Raw genomic sequence first — 18,739 nt, forward strand, 5'->3', positions numbered from 1 at the left:
CCATATGGCGGGAGATTACTAATGATAATGTTTAGACGGATATGCTGGATCGGAATCATATTTCTGACAGCGAATATTCCTTTCTTAAAGGCCGGAGGAATCGGATTATTCTGGCGTGTACTGTGCGTGCCGGCCTTTATTGCGGTTAACATAATGCCAACCATTAGAAACAGGCGGATGGCGCGCTTGCGTTACCGTATCTGCGCGGACGGCTGCGAACTTCTAATATATTTTCTGGCCGTAGCCGTGGCATCCACAGTTCTTATGCTCGCTGCAATACCAGTTTGCTTTCCGGCTCAGAAAGGATTATGGCTTGCGAATCTTGGGTGTATAATCCTTGTGGAAGCGATCACCTTCTGGAACGGCATCCTGCGCGTATACTGCACTTCCTTGCAGATTGGACTGAAATGGCGGATTATCGGGGTGGTCTGCGGGTGGATGCCAGTAGTACATTTGGCTGTCCTGTGCAAGATCATACGGGTGGCATCTTATGAATGCACCTTTGAGAATGAGAAGATTTTAAAGAATCAAAGCCGTAAGGACGAGGCAGTCTGCAAGACAAGATATCCAATTCTCATGGTACATGGAGTCTTCTTCAGGGACTTTAAATATTTTAACTACTGGGGGAGGATTCCAAAGGAACTGGAAAAAAATGGAGCGACCATCTACTATGGGAATCATCAGTCTGCGGCATCTGTTGCCGACAGCGCTAAGGAAATTGCCATGAGGATTGAAGAGATTGTCAGAGAGAGTGGCTGTGAGAAGGTCAATATTATCGCCCACTCGAAAGGCGGGCTGGATTGCAGATATGCAATCAGCCGCCTGGGAATGGATCGGTATGTGGCAACGCTGACCACTGTTAATACGCCCCACAGAGGGTGCGAATTTGCGGATTATCTTCTGGATAAGATTCCAGGAGGGGCAAGGGATAAGGTGGCGGAGGGATATAATGCGGCGCTTCGGAAACTGGGGGATGAGAATCCCGATTTCATATCAGCGGTCACTGACCTGACCGCAACAGCCTGCAAGAATCTGAATGAAAAGATTCCGGATGCGCAGGGCGTTTATTATCAAAGTATAGGATCTAAGCTGAATGTAGCATCCGGGGGCAGATTCCCGCTAAACTTCTCCCATAAGCTGGTGCGGCATTTTGACGGCCCTAATGATGGCCTGGTATCCGAGACTTCCTTCCCTTGGGGGGAGTCCTATGTCTTTCTTACCACAGACGAGAGAAGGGGGATATCTCACGGGGATATGATTGATCTGAACAGGGAGGACATAAGAGGGTTCGATGCCCGGGAATTCTATGTGTCGCTGGTCAGCGAACTAAAGCAGAAGGGATATTAGAGGCGAGGTTTGTAGAAACTTGCGATATATTTTCCTACATTCTGACAGGAAAATCAGGTACAATATACTTGATATTGTTAGGAAGGGAAGTATAGAAAATGCGAGAAAAAGAGTGGACGATCTGTATCTGGATTCATCATATAGCAACATTTATCGGGCTGTTTTCCAGCCTGTATCATATTGCCGCAGGAAAGAAGCGGCCGGCGGCAAGGAGTGGCGGCCTGATTCTTTTTGCCTGCTGCCAGGCCTTTGGCGTGTTTAAGATAGTTGCCGACCTGGCAAAGGGAAGATCCCGGCTTCGGAAAAGCTTCGAGAATATACATAGCCTGTGCAGGGATAAGAGGCAGGAAAGAGGCCTGCTGTGGGTGCTGACCGCCTTGTCGGCCGTTTTTAAGACGAGCACGCCTTGCCTGTTAAAGTAAGGGGCCGCCTTTATAAAATCCAGGGCCGTCCATGCATAATCGCCGTCCATCTCTCATAGATTACTATAAATTCTATGAATGGCGCTTTTATGAAGACGAAAAAAAGGGACCAAGGCCAGAACCTGATGGCCATTCTTTCAAAAATAAAATGGCGGAATTATCCGAACTTCCCAAAGATGTGGCGCTTGGAATGCCGGTTCTGACGGTTTTAGGGCAGATGGAATTAAGCCTTGAAAATTACAGGGGGATCATCGAATATACCGATACGCTGGTAAGAATCCAGACAAAAAATGGACAGATCAAGGTGACTGGAAAGAGGCTCCAGGTGGCATATTATACCAATGATGAGATGAAAGTGAATGGACATATCGAGTCCATTGAATACCAGCATTAGAGGAGGAGACAATATTGCTGTTAAAAATCATCCGTTATATAAAAGGGTATATCCGCATCCGGGTCATAGGATATTCCGCAGAAAGATTTTTGAATGCATGCAGCCACAAAGGCATCTTTCTCTGGGGCTTGAAGCCGGTGGACGGAGCTTACGAAATGAATATTACGATAAAGGGATTCCGGCAGTTAAAGCCGATTATCAGGAAGACAGGAACAAAAGTTGTAATTGTGAGACGGTTCGGTCTTCCTTTTTTTTACACAAATATCGAAAGCGGAAACTGTTCTTCGGCGGAGCCTTTCTTTTCATTGTCATGATTATAGCGATGTCCCGGTTTATATGGAATATAGACATTACAGGCAACCAGTCGCGGACCGATGAATCCATTCTGGAATTTCTGGGCTCAAAAAATGTAGAGGATGGGATGCCAAAGTCGGATGTAGATTGCGCCCGCATTGTAAAGGATATCCGCAAGGAGTATGATGATATCATATGGGTATCTGCGTCCATAAGAGGCACCCGCCTGATCATCCAGGTAAAAGAAAATGAGGATTCCCTGCCAGTCGTCAATAAGACGGAAGAGGAAAAAGAGCAGGAAGCCAAGGAGAACGCAACGGACATTGTTGCGGACCAGGACTGCGTCATAACAGACATCGTACCCAGAAAAGGGATTGCAATGGTCAAAGAAGGAGACCAGGTGAAGAAAGGAGATATTCTGATATCCGGGCAGGTTCCCGTCAATGACGATGCCGGGGAGACGATCGCATACCAGTACCACGAGTCCGATGCGGATATCCGGGGACAGACGGCCATTTCCTACGAGGACAGCCAGGAAGTCACGTATCTGGAAAAGGAATATTTGGACGTACAGAAGGAAGAATACTATATTAGAGTCGGCGACCGTTTTCTCAGGCTGGCTACGATCAAGAACCAGTATGAGGAGTGGGAGATGCACTCCAGGGAGCGCCAGCTGCGGATAGGCAAGAACTTTTACCTGCCGGTATCCTATGGCATTCGGACTGCCAATCCTTACCGTTCCGAAGAGAAGAAGCATACCAAGAAGGAACTCCAGCAGATCTTAAGCCTTCGTTTCAAGCGTTATCTTGCGGACTTGGAGAAAAAGGGGGTAGAAATTATCGAGAATAGTGTTAAAATATACACAGGGCCTGAAAAAGCCGAGGCAAAGGGCACGCTTACGGTCATCACGCCGATAGGCACGCAAGCCCCGTCTCAATTGCTGGAGATTCCGGTGAAAGAAGAACAAGAAGAGACAGGAGAATAATGAATGGGATTAATTGAAGCGATCATGGATATACCGGCCGAGCAGCAGAGCAATGTGTTCGGACAGTTTGATGCTTATGCAAAGAAAATAGAGAGGACGCTCCATGTGACTCTGATCGCCAGAGGAGAGAGCGTAAAGATCATGGGAGAGGCTTCCAGAGTGGAGCAGGCCAGGAAGGTCTTAAGCCAGCTGGCGGAACTGTCGCGCAGAGGGAATAATGTGGAAGAGCAGAACGTGGACTATACCCTTGCCCTCGTGATGGAGGACAGCCCGGACAGCGTTCTGGAGATTGACAAGGATGTGATATGCCATACGCTGCAGGGCAAGCCGATCAAGCCTAAGACTATGGGACAGAAGAAGTATGTGGATGCGATCCGCAAGAAAATGATCGTGTTCGGCCTTGGACCTGCCGGAACGGGCAAGACCTATCTTGCCATGGCTATGGCGATCACGGCATTTAAGAACAACGAGATAGGCAGGATCATCCTTACCAGGCCTGCCATAGAGGCAGGAGAGAAACTGGGATTCCTGCCCGGAGACCTGCAGAGCAAGATCGATCCCTATCTGCGCCCGCTGTATGATGCGCTTTACCAGATCATGGGGGCGGACAGTTTCTTAAAGAACTCTGAAAAAGGCCTGATTGAAGTGGCGCCCCTGGCTTATATGAGAGGACGGACGCTGGACAACGCATTTATCATATTGGATGAAGCCCAGAATACGACTCCTGCCCAGATGAAGATGTTTCTTACCAGGATCGGATTCGGCTCCAAAGTCGTCATTACAGGAGACGCCACCCAGAAGGACCTGCCTTCCGGCCAAGTATCCGGCCTTGACGTGGCGATCTCGGTGGTAAAGAACATCGAGGATATTGGCATCTGTACGCTTACCAGCAAGGATGTCGTCCGCCATCCTCTGGTGCAGAAGATCGTAAAGGCTTATGAAGATTATGAGAGCAGAGGCAAGAATAAAGGCAGGGATAAAAGGAGAAGATCATGACACTATACTTTGAAGAAGAAGGGGAGGCAAGGCTTCCCATAGAATGCGAAAAGATAGCAAGACAGGTGATAGAGACAACCCTTGATTATGCCGGATGTCCGTATGAGTGGGAAGTCAGCCTTCTGCTGACGCAGAACGAAGAGATCCGCGTGATGAACCAGGACTTCCGCGGCATTGACAGGCCAACGGATGTGCTGTCCTTCCCGATGACGGACTATCCCGTGCCCGGGCAGTTTGAGTTTTTAGAAGACTGCGATGACTGCTTCCATCCGGAATCGGGAGAACTGATGCTGGGCGATATCGTGATTTCCAAAGAGAAGGTATTATCCCAGGCCGAAGAATTCGGTCACTCTGCTTTGAGAGAATATGCTTTTTTAATTGTTCATTCTGTGTTACACTTAATTGGATACGACCATATGCAGGACGAGGAGCGTCAGATTATGGAACGTAAGCAGAAAGAAATTATGGAAAGATTAAATATATTACGATAAGATGGAGTAGTGTATGGCTGAACAACGTAGAAAGAAAGAGAAGAATTTCCTGGTCCAGGGCTCGATCCTCGCGATTGCGGGGGTGATTACAAAGATTATCGGGGCTGTGTACCGGATTCCTCTTACCAATATAGCAGGCGCGGAAGGAATCGGATATTACAGCGTGGCCTTCTCTATTTATTCTGTGGCATTGATGCTGACTTCTTACAGCCTTCCCCTGGCTGTGTCCAAGCTGGTTTCCGCCAGAGTGGCGGTGGGGGAATACCGGAATGCCTATAAGGTATTTAAGGGGGCGATGACGTTTGCCCTGCTGGCAGGCGGATTTGTATCCCTTCTGATTTTCCTGGGGGCGGACTTTATCGCTTCCCATATCATGCATATGGATATGAGCGCTTATGCGCTTCGGGTTCTGGCTCCCTGTATCCTGATCGTCGCTCTTTTGGGCGTTCTGAGGGGATTCTTCCAGGGAAATGGCTCCATGGTTCCCACCGCCATCTCCCAGGTGGTAGAGCAGGTGGTGAATGCGGTGGCATCCATAGCCGGAGCATACTTCCTTTTGCAGGCAGGAAAGAGCATTGCCGAGACCAGAGGGAAGAAGTCCTATGGACCGGCATACGCGGCGGCAGGAGGCACGGTGGGAACCGTTTTGGGAGCCCTGGCGGCGCTGCTGTTCGTTGCGCTGATATTCTATGCCTACAAGCGGATCTTCAAGCGCCAGATGAAGCGGGACAGGACCCGCCGGAGGGAAGGCTACAAGAAGATATACAAGGTTCTGTTTATCACCATCGCGCCGGTCATCTTAAGCGCAACGGTCTACAATATCAGTGATTTTATTGATACGGCAATGTTTAATAACATTATGGCTGCCCAGGGATTTAAAAAGGTGGAATACGCGGAACTCCTCGGGATGTTCGGGGGCCAGTATACCACGATGATCAATGTGCCCCTGTCCATATCAAGCGCCCTGGCTGCCTCGCTGATCCCTAGCCTGGTAGCGACCGTGCAGACCGGTAACCGCAAGCAGATACATAACAAGATCAATATGGTATCCAGATTCAACATGCTGATCGCGATTCCATGCGCGGTAGGCTTCGTGATTCTGGCCAAGCCGCTTCTGGATCTTTTGTATTTTACCCAGGATAATACGAAGCCGGCACTGATGCTCCAGCTTGGAGCGCTGTCCGTCGTATTCTTCTGCCTGTCGACGGTTACAAACTCCGTGCTGCAGGGACTGGACGATATGATGACCCCGGTGCGCAATGCCGCCATTTCCCTGGTGATCCACGTGATTGCCCTGTTCCTTATGATGGTGGTATTCAAGTGGAACATCTATGCGGTAGTCCTAAGCAAGATCGTATTTTCCGGCGCCAGCTGCATCTTGAATGCCCATTCTCTGCGGGAACGCATCGGCTATGTCCAGGAGCGTAAAAAGACGTTCGTGATTCCGACGATTGCCGCTACCATAATGGGAGTCGTGGCCGTTGTGGTGCATCTGCTGTTTGAACTGTTTGCAGGCGCAAGGATTGCAACGGTTGTGGCAGTGCTGGTGGCAGTAATCGTATATGGCGCCGTACTGGTACTGCTTGGCGGCGTGACGGAAGAGGAACTTCTGGATATGCCAAAGGGAGCCTCCATGGTATCTTTATGCAGGAAACTGCATCTGATCCGCGGCCAATATAGGTAAAGATCGTGTAAAAATTGTCCACAAACTGTATAAATCCGGCAAAACAAACCGATACTGTACTAAAAAAGGAGTTGTCCTTATGAAAAATAAGTATGGTATTGGTTTTTTTGCGGCTGCGATTATTGCGGTGCTGGCGGTTTCCAGCGCATATCAGCTAAGTTATCAGAAGGCAAAGGAACGCGCGCAGACGCAAGTGACAAAAGAACAGGAAGAGCCTGCTACGTCCAAGTCGGAACCGACAGTCTCTGCGGATGGCCAGGCGCTAAAAGAAGACTGCTACTATCTGATGGAAGTCAACGGCTACGTGGTCGTATATCTGAGCGATAAGAAGACTGCCTACGAATATACGGATATCCTGTATGACGAACTTCCGGCAACCATCCGGGAGGAGATCCGTAACGGTAAATACATGGAAAGCACGGAGGAACTTTATGGCTTTTTAGAAAATTATTCAAGCTAGAAGTGGACTTCCAAAGTAAGATAGTGTAATATAAGTACGTAATTTCCGAATGAATCAAGAAGGAAGGACAAAACTATGGAAGAACAGAAGATTGCAAGAATCAATGAATTATATCATAAATCCAAAGCAGAGGGCCTGACGGCCGAAGAGTCAAAGGAACAGCAGATTCTGCGCAGGGAGTATATCGACTCATTTAAGAGAAATCTGCGCAGCCAGTTAAACAATATTTCCATTCAGGAGAAGGATGGAAGCATTACAGATTTGGGTGAGAAGTTTGGAAAGCAAGAAGGACATTAGGCATCGGGTTCTGGAAACTCGAAAAGAAATCAGCCCCTTGGAATGGCAGAAGGCCACGGAAGGGATAACCGCTGCGGTGACCTCCCATATGCGTTTCCGGGAGGCCACGGATATCTACTGCTATGTAGACCATCAAGGAGAAGCAGGCACCAGGCTGATCATAGAAGAAGCCTGGCGGCTGGGAAAAGACGTCTGGGTGCCCAGGGTATTGGGACGCGGGATGGAATTTTTCCATATAGAGAATTTCGGCCAGCTGCACCCCGGCACGATGGGGATTCTGGAACCCGAGGAAGGCACTTTGGCTGACGGAACAGACGCGCTTGTCATTATGCCGGGCGTGGCTTTTGACCGTGAGAGGCGCAGGATCGGCTATGGCGGCGGCTATTATGACAGATATCTTGCCGCGCATCCTTGCCTTCCCACCATGGCAGTCGCATTTGACTGCCAGGTGCTGGATGAAGTGCCCTATGATGAACACGATATCAGGCCGCAGATCCTGGTGACGGAGACCAGCGTATACGAGAACGGCAAATAGAAAGGCAAATAGAAAGGATGAGGCTTATGCAGATAGGGCTTCCCAAAGATCCTATGCTACTATTAAGCGTAGTAAATACGAAAATCAGAGATTACTATCATTCGCTGGATGCACTATGCGAGGATATGCAAGTAGAGAGAGAAGAGATTACTAATATACTGAAAGGAATTGATTATGAATACGACGAATCCAGACATCAGTTTGTCTAGCGCGGCGCCATGCGAGGAACCGCAGCGCCAGTATTATTACATAGAAAAGGCCAGAACCTACATTCAGAAGAAGTCCCTGGAGATTGGCCGTCCGCTGACCTTCTGCGTGACCACCTTCGGCTGCCAGATGAATGCCAGGGATTCCGAAAAACTGCGGGGAATCCTGGAAAGGATTGGATATGAGGAGGCACCGGAGGATGTGGCGGACTTTGTCATCTATAATACCTGCACGGTCAGGGAAAACGCCAATACAAGGGTCTACGGACGTCTTGGCCAGTTAAAGCCCCTGAAGAAAAAGAATCCCCATATGATGATCGGCCTTTGCGGCTGCATGATGCAGGAGCCGGAAGTGGTAGAGAAGCTAAAGAAAAGCTATCGCTTCGTTGACATCATCTTCGGCACGCATAATATCTTCAAGTTTGCGGAATTGATCGTGCAGAGGCTGGAATCTCAGGAGATGGTTATCGATATCTGGAAAGATACGGACAAGATCGTAGAGGATCTGCCCAATGAACGGAAATATTTCTTCAAGTCAGGCGTAAACATCATGTTTGGCTGCAACAATTTCTGCAGCTACTGTATCGTGCCTTATGTAAGAGGGCGGGAGAGAAGCAGGGATCCAAAGGCCATCATCCGGGAGATCGAGCGGCTGGTAGCAGATGGCGTGGTGGAGGTCATGCTTCTGGGCCAGAATGTCAATTCTTACGGCAAGAACCTGAAAGAGCCAATGTCATTTGCCAGGCTGCTAACGGAGATTGAGAAGATCGAAGGACTTGAGCGGATCCGCTTTATGACCTCCCATCCAAAAGACCTCTCGGACGAACTGATCGAGGTCATGGGCAATTCAAAAAAGATCTGCAAGCACCTGCATCTGCCCATCCAGTCGGGAAGTTCCAGGATTCTGGAGAAGATGAACCGCAGATATACCAAGGAGCAGTATCTGACGCTGGTTGATAAGATCAGAAAGGCCGTGCCGGATATCTCTCTTACCACGGATATTATCGTAGGATTTCCGGGAGAGACGGAAGAGGATTTCCAGGAGACGCTGGACGTGGTCCGAAAGGTACGCTATGACAGCGCATTTACCTTCATCTACTCAAAACGGACCGGGACCCCGGCCGCGGCCATGGAAGACCAGATTCCGGAAGATGTGGTAAAAGACCGTTTTGACCGGCTGCTTAAGGAAGTGCAGGCCATTGCCGCGCAAGTTTGCTCCGTCCATAAAGGGTGCGTGCAGACGGCCTTGGTGGAAGCAAAGAGCGAGCATGACGATTCTATGGTCACCGGACGGCTAAGCAACAATCTGCTGGTGCATTTTAAAGGCTCGTCAGAGTTGATCGGCCAGCTAGTTGACGTGCGCCTGTCTGAATGCAAGGGCTTCTATTATCTGGGAGAACAAGTGTAAAAGGCGGAACATCCGCGCTTGCGGCATAAGAAATATATACCACCCATATTATGAACCCAAAACGCTCAAACTATGTAGTAAGAACATATAGTGAGGGCGTTTTTACATGAAGAAATTAAGTGAGTATCTATTTTTATGGACATTCGGCGGATGCCTGTATTATTCGTTTGAAGTGATCTTCCGCGGATTTTCCCACTGGTCCATGTTCATTCTGGGGGGGAATCTGCTTTGTGTTTTTTGCGATCCAGGGAAAGATGGTGCATTGGCAGGACGCGCTGTGGCGCCAGCTGCTTAGGTGCATCGTCTTTGTAACCGCAATGGAATTCATTACCGGAATTATCGTCAATAAGTGGCTTGGGCTGGCGGTATGGGATTACAGCGATCAGCCCTTCCAGCTCTTCGGGCAGATATGCCTGCCATTTATGGTTATATTTTCCGGCCTGTGCGTTCTTGGGATCCTGTTAAGCGGCTATCTTACGCATTGGCTCTATGGGGATGAGAAGCCCCATTACCATGTACTTTGACAAATTGTATCTTTCATATTAAATCGAAAAATGCTATAATGAAATGTAAAAATGTAGACAAAAGAGGAGAAATAACGTGGCAGAATTAACACCAATGATGCAGCAGTATATGCAGACAAAGAAAGAGTACCCGGACTGCATCCTATTCTATAGATTGGGCGACTTTTACGAGATGTTTTTCGACGATGCCCTGACCGCATCCAAGGAACTGGAGATTACGCTGACCGGAAAGAATTGTGGACTTGAGGAACGGGCGCCTATGTGCGGAGTCCCTTACCATGCAGTAGACAGTTATCTGAACCGGCTGGTTTCCAAAGGATATAAGGTAGCCATCTGCGAGCAGATGGAAGATCCCGCAACAGCCAAAGGCCTGGTAAAAAGGGATGTCGTCAGGATCGTAACGCCTGGTACCAACTTGGATACCCAGTCTCTGGACGAGACGAAGAATAATTATATCATGTGCGTGGTCTACATCGCGGACCGGTATGGCCTTTCGGTGGCGGATGTGACGACAGGAGACTACTTCGTCACAGAACTGGATGACAGCGAGAAATTATTCGATGAGATCTACAAATTCATGCCCTCGGAGTTAATCTGCAATGAGGCTTTCTATATGAGCGGCATGGATCTGGACCTGATGAAGGAAAAACTGGGAATCACCATCTATTCCCTGGATGCCTGGTATTTTGACGATGCGATCTGCCAGCGTACGCTGAAGGAGCATTTCCATGTCAGCGCCATGGAAGGACTGGGCCTTAGCGACTATGATTGCGGCATTATCGCCGCCGGAGCCCTGCTTCAATATCTGATCGAGACACAGAAGCGGGACTTATCCCATATTACCAGACTCTCTGCCTACGCAACCGGCAAATATATGCTCTTAGACAGTTCCACCAGGCGCAATCTGGAATTGTGCGAGACCCTGCGGGAGAAGCATAAGAGAGGGTCTCTATTGTGGGTGCTGGATAAGACCAAGACGGCAATGGGCGCCCGGTGCTTAAGAAAATTCATCGAGCAGCCGCTGATTGATAAAAATTCCATTGAACGCCGGCTGGACGCGGTGGACGAGCTGAAGCAGAATGCCATTTCCAGGGAAGAGATCCGGGAATACTTAACGCCGGTCTATGACTTGGAAAGGCTGGTGTGCAAGATCACATACCAGTCTGCCAATCCAAGAGACCTGATCGCTTTTAAAAGTTCCCTCTCCATGCTTCCGCATATCAAGTACATATTGGAGGAGATGAAGTCTCCCCTGCTGAAAGATCTCTATGAAAGGCTGGATACGCTGGAAGACTTATGCCATCTGGTAGAAGAAGCTATTAAGGAAGACCCGCCGCTGGCAATGAAAGAGGGCGGGATCATCAGAGATGGCTATCACGAGGAGGTGGACCGGCTCCGTTCGGCCAAGTCCGATGGAAAGGACTGGCTTGCCAAGCTGGAAGCGGATGAGAGGGAGAAGACGGGAATCAAGAACCTGAAGATCCGTTATAATAAGGTGTTCGGATACTATCTGGAAGTTACCAATTCTTTTAAGAATATGGTGCCAGACTATTATACAAGGAAGCAGACGCTCGCAAACGCGGAGCGTTACATCATTCCGGAACTGAAAGAACTGGAGGATACCATCCTGGGGGCAGAAGACAAGCTGTACGCGCTGGAATACCAGCTCTACTGCGAGGTGCGGGACAGGATCGCCAAAGAAGTCCTGCGGATACAGACGACGGCGAAAGCCATCGCCCAGCTGGACGCCTTCGCCTCCATGGCCCTTGTGGCGGAACAGAGCCGCTATGTAAGGCCGAAGATTAATGAAAAAGGCGTGATCGACATCAAAGACGGGCGCCATCCAGTCGTGGAGAAGATGATTCCCAACGATATGTTCATATCCAATGATACATATCTCAACGATAAGAAGAACCGGATCTCTATCATTACGGGTCCCAATATGGCGGGGAAATCCACCTATATGCGTCAGACGGCCCTGATCGTGCTGATGGCCCAGATTGGCTCATTCGTGCCGGCTGCCAGCGCGGATATCGGACTGGTGGACCGCATCTTTACCAGAGTGGGCGCATCGGATGACTTGGCAAGCGGACAGAGTACCTTCATGGTAGAGATGACAGAGGTTGCCAATATCCTGCGCAATGCCACCAGCAAGAGCCTTCTGATCCTGGATGAGATCGGCCGGGGAACCAGCACCTTTGATGGGCTGAGCATTGCCTGGGCCGTGATCGAGCATATCAGCAGCAGGCTTTTGGGAGCCAAGACGCTGTTTGCCACCCATTATCATGAACTGACAGAGTTGGAAGGCAAGATCGACAACGTAAATAACTACTGCATTGCGGTAAAGGAAAAGGGCGATGACATCATCTTCCTTCGCAAGATCGTCAAAGGCGGCGCAGATAAGAGTTATGGAATCCAGGTTGCCAGGCTGGCTGGCGTACCCGAAAGCGTCACCAGCCGTGCCAAGGAAATCGTGGAAGAACTGGTACATGCGGATATCACCACCAGGATCAAGGATATTGCAGTCCATGGGCAAGAGCCGCCCAGGCTTAAGACCAGGCATTATGACGAGGTGGATCTGGCCCAGATGTCCCTGTTCGATACGGTGAAGGACGACGACGTGATTGAGGAGATCAAGAGCCTGGATGTCAGCAACCTGACACCGATCGACGCGCTAAATACATTGTACCAGTTACAGAACAAACTGAAAAACAGGTGGTAGGACATGAACAAGATACAAGTATTAGACCCGGTTACGATTGATAAGATCGCAGCCGGGGAAGTAATCGAACGCCCTGCGTCGGTCGTAAAAGAACTGGTGGAAAATGCCATAGACGCAGGGGCCACGGCCATCGTCACCGAGATTGAAGAAGGCGGCATCTCTATGATCCGCATCGCGGATAATGGCTGCGGCATGAATGCATCCGATGTACCCAACGCGTTCTTGCGGCATTCCACCAGCAAGATACGTTCCGTGGAGGATCTGGTACATATTGGATCCCTGGGGTTTCGAGGCGAGGCGCTTTCCAGCATTGCCGCCGTCTCCCAGGTGGAGATGATCACCAAGACAAAGGACCAGGTTCTGGGTACCCGGTACCGGATCGCAGGAGGAAAGGAAGAAGAACTGGATGAGACAGGGGCCCGGGATGGCACCACATTTCTGATCCGCCAGCTCTTCTATAATACGCCGGCAAGGAGGAAGTTTTTAAAGACTCCTATGACAGAGGCAAGCCATGTGGGGGATCTGATGACCCGAATGGCATTGTCCCATCCGGAGATCTCCTTCCAGTTCATCAATAATGGGCAGTCCAAGCTGCATACTTCCGGCAATGGCAATCTTAAGGATGTCATCTATCATGTATATGGCAGAGAGATTGCAGCCAATCTGCTGGCAGCCGATTATGAATCCCCCGGACTTAAAATCAGAGGATTTCTGGGAAAGCCGCTGATATCTAGGGGAAACCGGAATTTTGAGAATTATTTCATCAACGGAAGATATGTAAAGAGCAGCATTATATCCAAGGCCATCGAAGATGCGTATAAGGACTTTACCATGCAGCATAAATATCCTTTTGTGGTACTGCACATCGAGATTGATGGCGAGCATGTGGATGTGAATGTCCATCCTACAAAGATGGAATTGAGGTTTAATAATCAGCAGGAAGTCTATAATTCTATATATGCGGCTGTAGACCAGGGACTTCATGCGGAAGAGCTGATCCCGCATGTGGAAGTCGATGCGCCTAAGACGGCAGCGCCCAGGAAGCAGGAGGGCGGAGCGCCTCCTGCGGCGCAGAAGAAAGATAATCCAGTGGTTCTTAATAGAACTACTAGCGCACAGCCCGCACCGTCGGCAAAAAATCTGTTCCAGCGCCGGAAGAACGCACCCTGGACTATTTCATGCAGAAGATGAAGGAACGGGTTGCGGCATATCACGCCCAGCAGAATCAGGATGCGCCTAAGAAGGAGCCTGATGTTAAAGTGTCTGCCCAGCCGTCCGAAGACCGCAGGGAAGTCCCCTCGGATCGGGTTTGCGAGACGCCGGAATATACGGACCAGCAGCCCACGTTTTTAAAGCGGACGCCAAGCCCTTCAAAAAGTCCAGAGCCTCCGGCACGGGCTGCAATGCAGCCTGCGGCCCAGCAGCTGAACTTATTCGAAGAGAACCTGGTGGAGTGGAAGGTTCAGGCAGAGTATAAGATCATCGGCCAAGTCTTCGAGACTTACTGGCTTGTCGAATTTAACGACAGCCTCTATATTATCGACCAGCATGCGGCCCACGAGCGGGTGCTGTATGAAAAGACTTTAAAGAGCATGAAGACCAGGGAATTTACCTCCCAGTTCATCAGTCCGCCCATCGTGCTGGATCTGAGCATGCAGGAGGCGGAACTTTTAAACCAGTATATGGATCAGTTTACCCGTATCGGCTTCGAGATCGAGGAGTTCGGGCAGGAGTCTTATGCCGTAAGGGCGGTGCCCGGCAATCTGTTCGGCATTGCCAAGAAGGATTTGCTGCTGCAGATGCTGGATGGCCTGTCGGATGAAGTGAGCCGAAATCTTTCGCCGGATATGATCGATGAGAAAGTTGCCTCCATGTCCTGCAAGGCGGCTGTGAAGGGGAATATGAAGTTGTCAGCCACGGAAGTGGATTCCTTGATCGGCGAGCTTCTGACGCTTGAGAACCCATACCACTGCCCGCATGGACGCCCGACGATCATCGCCATGACGAAGCGGGAACTGGAAAAGAAATTCAAAAGGATTGTATAGAGATGAAGAAACCATTAGTAGTTCTTACAGGGCCTACTGCCGTGGGAAAGACAAAAGCCTCCATCGGGCTTGCAAAGGCGATCGGGGGCGAGATTATTTCCGCGGATTCCATGCAGGTATACAGGCATATGGATATCGGTTCGGCAAAGATACGGCCGGAAGAGATGCAGGGCGTGCCTCATCATCTGATCGATGTGCTGGAGCCGTCGGAAGAATTCCATGTCGTGCGCTTTCAGCAAATGGCGAAGGCCGCGATGGAGGAGATCTATTCCAGAGGACATATTCCAATGATCGTAGGCGGTACCGGATTCTATATTCAGGCAGTACTGTACGATATTGACTTTACAGAGAATGACGGCGATGACGCATACCGCCAGGAACTTGCGGACTATGCGGATGCAAATGGCCCATTAAGCCTTCATGAGCGCCTTAGGCAAGTCGATCCGAAAGCAGCGGATGCGATTCACCCCAATAACACCAAGAGGGTCATCCGGGCGCTGGAATTCTGCCATCAGACGGGACAGAAGATATCCGAGCACAATGAGAAGGAGCGGGAGAAAGAATCGCCCTATAATTTTGTTTATTTTGTCCTGAATGACGAGCGTCAGAAGTTATATGAGCGTATTGACAGGCGAGTAGATCTTATGATACAGGAAGGCCTGGTAGAAGAAGTGTCCCGGCTAAAGAAGATGGGGTATACCAGGGATATGGTTTCCATGCAGGGGCTGGGATATAAGGAGATCCTCGCCTGCCTGGACGGGGAATGCACGCTTGAGGAAGCCATCTATACGATTAAGCGTGATACCAGACATTTTGCCAAAAGACAGATCACCTGGTTTAAGAGGGAGAGACAGGTAATCTGGATTGAGAAAGAAGCATACGGCTATGATGAAGAAAAGATACTGCACACAATGATAAAACATATGGAGGGAGTACTATGTTTAGAAGATTATTCGGGGGTTCCAAATTTTTAAAAAAGATGAATACATTGATGGAATTGTATTCATGCAGTCATAACGCGCCATCTACCTACCAGCAGCTGCTGGATTTGAAGCCGCTGATCCGGACAGAAGGGGAGAGGGCCTTGTTTGAATTGAACCGGGCCGCGCTTCTGTACGACATGCGTCAATTCAGGGAGGCCGCGGACGTGGTGCTTGAGATTCGTTCGCTGAATCCCGAGTTCGATGCCAAATGTGCCGTGGTAAAGACGAAGATTATGGATGCGCTTTAGAAAGGAAGCATATACGACATGTTAGAGATAGAAGCAATATACAGACAGATTGGAATTCGGCAGAATGTTCTTGCGTTTGGCGGGCAGATTGAGAAAGAACTGAAAGAGCGTTTTGAACAGATCGATCAGATCGCGGAGTATAATCAGTTGAAAGTCATACAGGCCATGCAGGAAAACCGAGTGAGCGAGGGGTGCTTTAACTACGCCAGCGGATACGGATACGACGACCAGGGGCGGGATACATTGGAGGAAGTCTATGCCAGCGTATTCCATACGGAAAGCGCGCTTGTACGCCCGCAGATCGCATGCGGGACCCATGCCTTATCCATCGCCCTTAGCGCGAACCTGCGTCCGGGGGACGAACTGCTGTCCCCGGCAGGAAAGCCTTATGACACGCTGGAAGAAGTAATCGGCATCCGTCCGTCCTGCGGATCGCTGGCGGAATACGGGGTGTCCTACCGCCAGGTAGACCTTTTAGAGGATGGGACCTTTGATTACGATCGCATTCGAAAAGCCATAGGTCCTAAGACCAAGCTGGTGACCATTCAGCGCTCAAAAGGTTACCAGACCAGGCCCAGCTTCTCCGTGAAGCAGATCGGGGAACTGATTGCCTTTGTAAAAGAGATCAACCCAGATATCGTCTGCATGGTCGACAACTGCTACGGCGAGTTCGTGGAGGTCATCGAACCCAGCGACGTTGGGGCGGATATGGTAGTCGGCTCCCTGATCAAGAATCCGGGCGGCGGCCTGGCTCCAATCGGCGGCTATATCGCTGGACGCAAGGATCTGATCGATGCCTGCGGCTACCGTCTGACGTCTCCCGGCCTTGGGAAAGAAGTGGGAGCGTCCCTGGGAGTCATGCAGTCCTTCTACCAGGGCTTATTCCTTGCGCCGACTGTTGTAGCCGGGGCATTAAAAGGGGCGATATTTGCTGCAAATATCTATGAGAGGCTTGGCTACGCAGTGGTTCCAAATGGAACAGAAAGCCGGCATGATATTATCCAGGCAGTGGAATTTGGAACGCCGGAAGGAGTGATCGCTTTCTGCAAGGGCATCCAGGCAGCTGCCCCGGTAGACTCTTATGTAACGCCGGAGCCATGGGCCATGCCGGGGTATGACAGCGACGTAATCATGGCGGCGGGCGCATTCGTTCAGGGATCTTCTATAGAGTTAAGCGCGGACGGCCCGATCAAGCCCCCATACGCCGTGTATTTCCAGGGCGGCCTTACATGGCCTCATGCCAAGCTGGGCATCCTGATGTCTCTGGAATACCTGGTAAGGGATGGAATCATAACATTGCCATAGAAGAGGAGCAATAAGGAGTAGATATGAAACGGATTGGAATCATCGGAGGAGGGGCCTCCGGCATCGTAGCAGCGATTGCTGCGGCCAGAAGCGACGGCGATGCCCAGGTCTTTATTCTGGAACAGAAAGAGAGCATCGGAAAGAAAATACTTGCCACTGGAAATGGACGCTGCAACCTGACCAACGAGGCGATGGATGCTTCCTGCTACCATGGCGAAGATCCGGAATTTGCCAGGAATGTCCTGGAGCAGTTCGGGTATGGGGAGACTTTGGAATTCTTTGCTTCCCTGGGACTTTTCACCAAAAGCCGGGGCGGCTATATCTATCCTCGCTCAGATCAGGCGGCCTCCGTTCTGGAACTGCTGGAAATGGAACTACGCAGGCAGAAGGTAAAGGTATATACCGGAGTACGCGTAGAAGCCCTGAAACGTTCCGCCAAAGGATTTGCCATTCGTGCCAATGGCCAGAAGTTCCTTGCGGACCGGGTGATCCTTGCCTGCGGAGGGAAGGCGTCCAAAAGCCTGGGTTCCGACGGGAGCGGCTATACGCTTGCCAAGTCTATGGGCCATACGCTGTCCCCCGTGGTTCCTGCATTGGTACAGTTAAAAGTAAGGAAGCATCCTTTTGCCAAAGCCGCCGGAGTACGTACTGACGCCAAGGTTACAGCGATTCAGGGCCGCCAGGTTCTGGCAGAGGATACGGGAGAAATGCAGATTACCGCCTATGGCATCTCGGGCATCCCGGTATTCCAGATCAGCCGCCACATCGCCAAAGGATTGTATGAGGGGAAGGAAATGAAGGTAAGGGTAGATTTTCTTCCTGAGATGGAGGAAGCCCAGGTACGCAAGGCCTTTGACGCGCGTTTGGATAAATGTCCTTATGCCACATGCCAGGAATTCCTGACGGGAATCTTCCCCAAAAAATTAATCCCAAGACTGCTGGAACTGTCCCATATCCGCCAGGACTTTCCGGTATCCGAACTTAAGCCCCCACAATGGGAGGATTTGATACGCGCCTGCAAGCAGACTCTGCTTACGATCGAGGACACCAATGGATTTGACAATGCGCAGGTCTGTGCAGGCGGCGTACGTACTGGCGAAGTATATCCGGATACGCTGGAATCCAGGTACGCAGATGGCTTATATCTTACCGGCGAACTCCTGGATGTGGAGGGGATATGCGGCGGATACAACCTGCAGTGGGCCTGGGCTACCGGATATCTGGCAGGGCGCGCGGCGGCAGGAAGATCCTGACATCTACTGGAGTATCTTAACTATGAATGTCAACTTCTGACAGATCCGGTCATAAAAAAGTGCTTGTTCAATTTAAAATTGTACGCTATACTTTAAGTCGGATAGAAGAAAAGAATATAGAAGACCCGGACCAGAGGGAT

Annotated in this window: 16 protein-coding genes and 3 pseudogenes; all 19 read left to right on the forward strand. The window is 50.2% G+C overall.

Annotated elements, in window-relative coordinates; all coding sequences use genetic code 11:
* Positions 1-21: 21 nt before the first annotated feature.
* The 19 genes and pseudogenes from K0036_RS09500 (at position 22) to K0036_RS09590 (ending at position 18,599) form a co-directional block, all read left to right on the forward strand.
* Positions 22-1,347 carry an esterase/lipase family protein gene (locus K0036_RS09500; protein ID WP_220429617.1) on the forward strand — a complete coding sequence of 442 codons (1,326 nt, stop codon included), beginning with the start codon at positions 22-24 and terminating at the stop codon, positions 1,345-1,347.
* A gap of 98 nt (positions 1,348-1,445) precedes the next feature.
* On the forward strand, positions 1,446-1,769 hold the full coding sequence (locus tag K0036_RS09505) for a hypothetical protein (protein ID WP_025643494.1): 324 nt from the start codon (positions 1,446-1,448) through the stop codon (positions 1,767-1,769).
* 148 nt (positions 1,770-1,917) lie between these two features.
* Complete coding sequence (locus K0036_RS09510; RefSeq protein WP_259283267.1) at positions 1,918-2,163, forward strand: YabP/YqfC family sporulation protein; 246 nt, start codon at positions 1,918-1,920, stop codon at positions 2,161-2,163.
* Positions 2,164-2,252: 89 nt separating this feature from the next.
* Positions 2,253-3,442, forward strand: a pseudogene (locus K0036_RS09515) (sporulation protein YqfD).
* Between the two features lie 3 nt (positions 3,443-3,445).
* Positions 3,446-4,438, forward strand: coding sequence for a PhoH family protein (locus tag K0036_RS09520; RefSeq protein WP_220429619.1), 993 nt, complete (start codon positions 3,446-3,448; stop codon positions 4,436-4,438).
* Positions 4,435-4,929: an rRNA maturation RNase YbeY gene (gene ybeY / locus K0036_RS09525; RefSeq protein ID WP_220429620.1), complete on the forward strand. Its 495-nt coding sequence runs from the start codon at positions 4,435-4,437 to the stop codon at positions 4,927-4,929. The genes K0036_RS09520 and ybeY overlap by 4 nt, the downstream gene beginning before the upstream one ends.
* A gap of 13 nt (positions 4,930-4,942) precedes the next feature.
* Positions 4,943-6,613, forward strand: a complete 1,671-nt coding sequence (locus tag K0036_RS09530) for a putative polysaccharide biosynthesis protein (protein WP_025643490.1) — start codon at positions 4,943-4,945, stop codon at positions 6,611-6,613.
* Positions 6,614-6,692: 79 nt separating this feature from the next.
* Positions 6,693-7,073 (forward strand): hypothetical protein, encoded by a 381-nt coding sequence (locus tag K0036_RS09535; protein WP_004606138.1) that lies wholly within the window; start codon positions 6,693-6,695, stop codon positions 7,071-7,073.
* A gap of 75 nt (positions 7,074-7,148) precedes the next feature.
* Positions 7,149-7,370: a DUF896 domain-containing protein gene (locus K0036_RS09540; RefSeq protein WP_004606137.1), complete on the forward strand. Its 222-nt coding sequence runs from the start codon at positions 7,149-7,151 to the stop codon at positions 7,368-7,370.
* Positions 7,371-7,407: 37 nt separating this feature from the next.
* Positions 7,408-7,905, forward strand: a complete 498-nt coding sequence (locus K0036_RS09545; protein WP_259283268.1) for a 5-formyltetrahydrofolate cyclo-ligase — start codon at positions 7,408-7,410, stop codon at positions 7,903-7,905.
* A 26-nt stretch (positions 7,906-7,931) separates the two neighbouring features.
* On the forward strand, positions 7,932-8,114 hold the full coding sequence (locus K0036_RS09550) for a DUF4250 domain-containing protein (protein WP_009248536.1): 183 nt from the start codon (positions 7,932-7,934) through the stop codon (positions 8,112-8,114).
* Positions 8,080-9,519: a tRNA (N6-isopentenyl adenosine(37)-C2)-methylthiotransferase MiaB gene (gene miaB, locus K0036_RS09555; protein WP_220429622.1), complete on the forward strand. Its 1,440-nt coding sequence runs from the start codon at positions 8,080-8,082 to the stop codon at positions 9,517-9,519. Before K0036_RS09550 ends, miaB begins: the two co-directional genes overlap by 35 nt.
* Before the next feature lie 106 nt (positions 9,520-9,625).
* Positions 9,626-10,043: pseudogene (locus tag K0036_RS09560) on the forward strand (putative ABC transporter permease).
* A gap of 76 nt (positions 10,044-10,119) precedes the next feature.
* Positions 10,120-12,765: a DNA mismatch repair protein MutS gene (gene mutS / locus K0036_RS09565; RefSeq protein ID WP_330627122.1), complete on the forward strand. Its 2,646-nt coding sequence runs from the start codon at positions 10,120-10,122 to the stop codon at positions 12,763-12,765.
* A gap of 3 nt (positions 12,766-12,768) precedes the next feature.
* Positions 12,769-14,810 (forward strand): annotated as a pseudogene (mutL, locus tag K0036_RS19670) (DNA mismatch repair endonuclease MutL).
* Positions 14,811-14,812: 2 nt separating this feature from the next.
* Positions 14,813-15,784: a tRNA (adenosine(37)-N6)-dimethylallyltransferase MiaA gene (gene miaA / locus K0036_RS09575; RefSeq protein ID WP_173693332.1), complete on the forward strand. Its 972-nt coding sequence runs from the start codon at positions 14,813-14,815 to the stop codon at positions 15,782-15,784.
* A complete protein-coding gene (locus K0036_RS09580; protein ID WP_025643485.1) occupies positions 15,748-16,041 on the forward strand; it encodes a hypothetical protein in 294 nt (97 codons plus the stop codon). The genes miaA and K0036_RS09580 overlap by 37 nt, the downstream gene beginning before the upstream one ends.
* An 18-nt stretch (positions 16,042-16,059) precedes the next feature.
* Positions 16,060-17,346, forward strand: a complete 1,287-nt coding sequence (locus K0036_RS09585) for an aminotransferase class I/II-fold pyridoxal phosphate-dependent enzyme (RefSeq protein WP_025643484.1) — start codon at positions 16,060-16,062, stop codon at positions 17,344-17,346.
* 23 nt (positions 17,347-17,369) lie between these two features.
* On the forward strand, positions 17,370-18,599 hold the full coding sequence (locus K0036_RS09590; RefSeq protein WP_025643483.1) for an NAD(P)/FAD-dependent oxidoreductase: 1,230 nt from the start codon (positions 17,370-17,372) through the stop codon (positions 18,597-18,599).
* The last annotated feature ends 140 nt before the right edge of the window (positions 18,600-18,739 follow it).

This window comes from [Clostridium] scindens, from assembly GCF_019597925.1.
GTDB lineage: Bacteria > Bacillota > Clostridia > Lachnospirales > Lachnospiraceae > Clostridium_AP.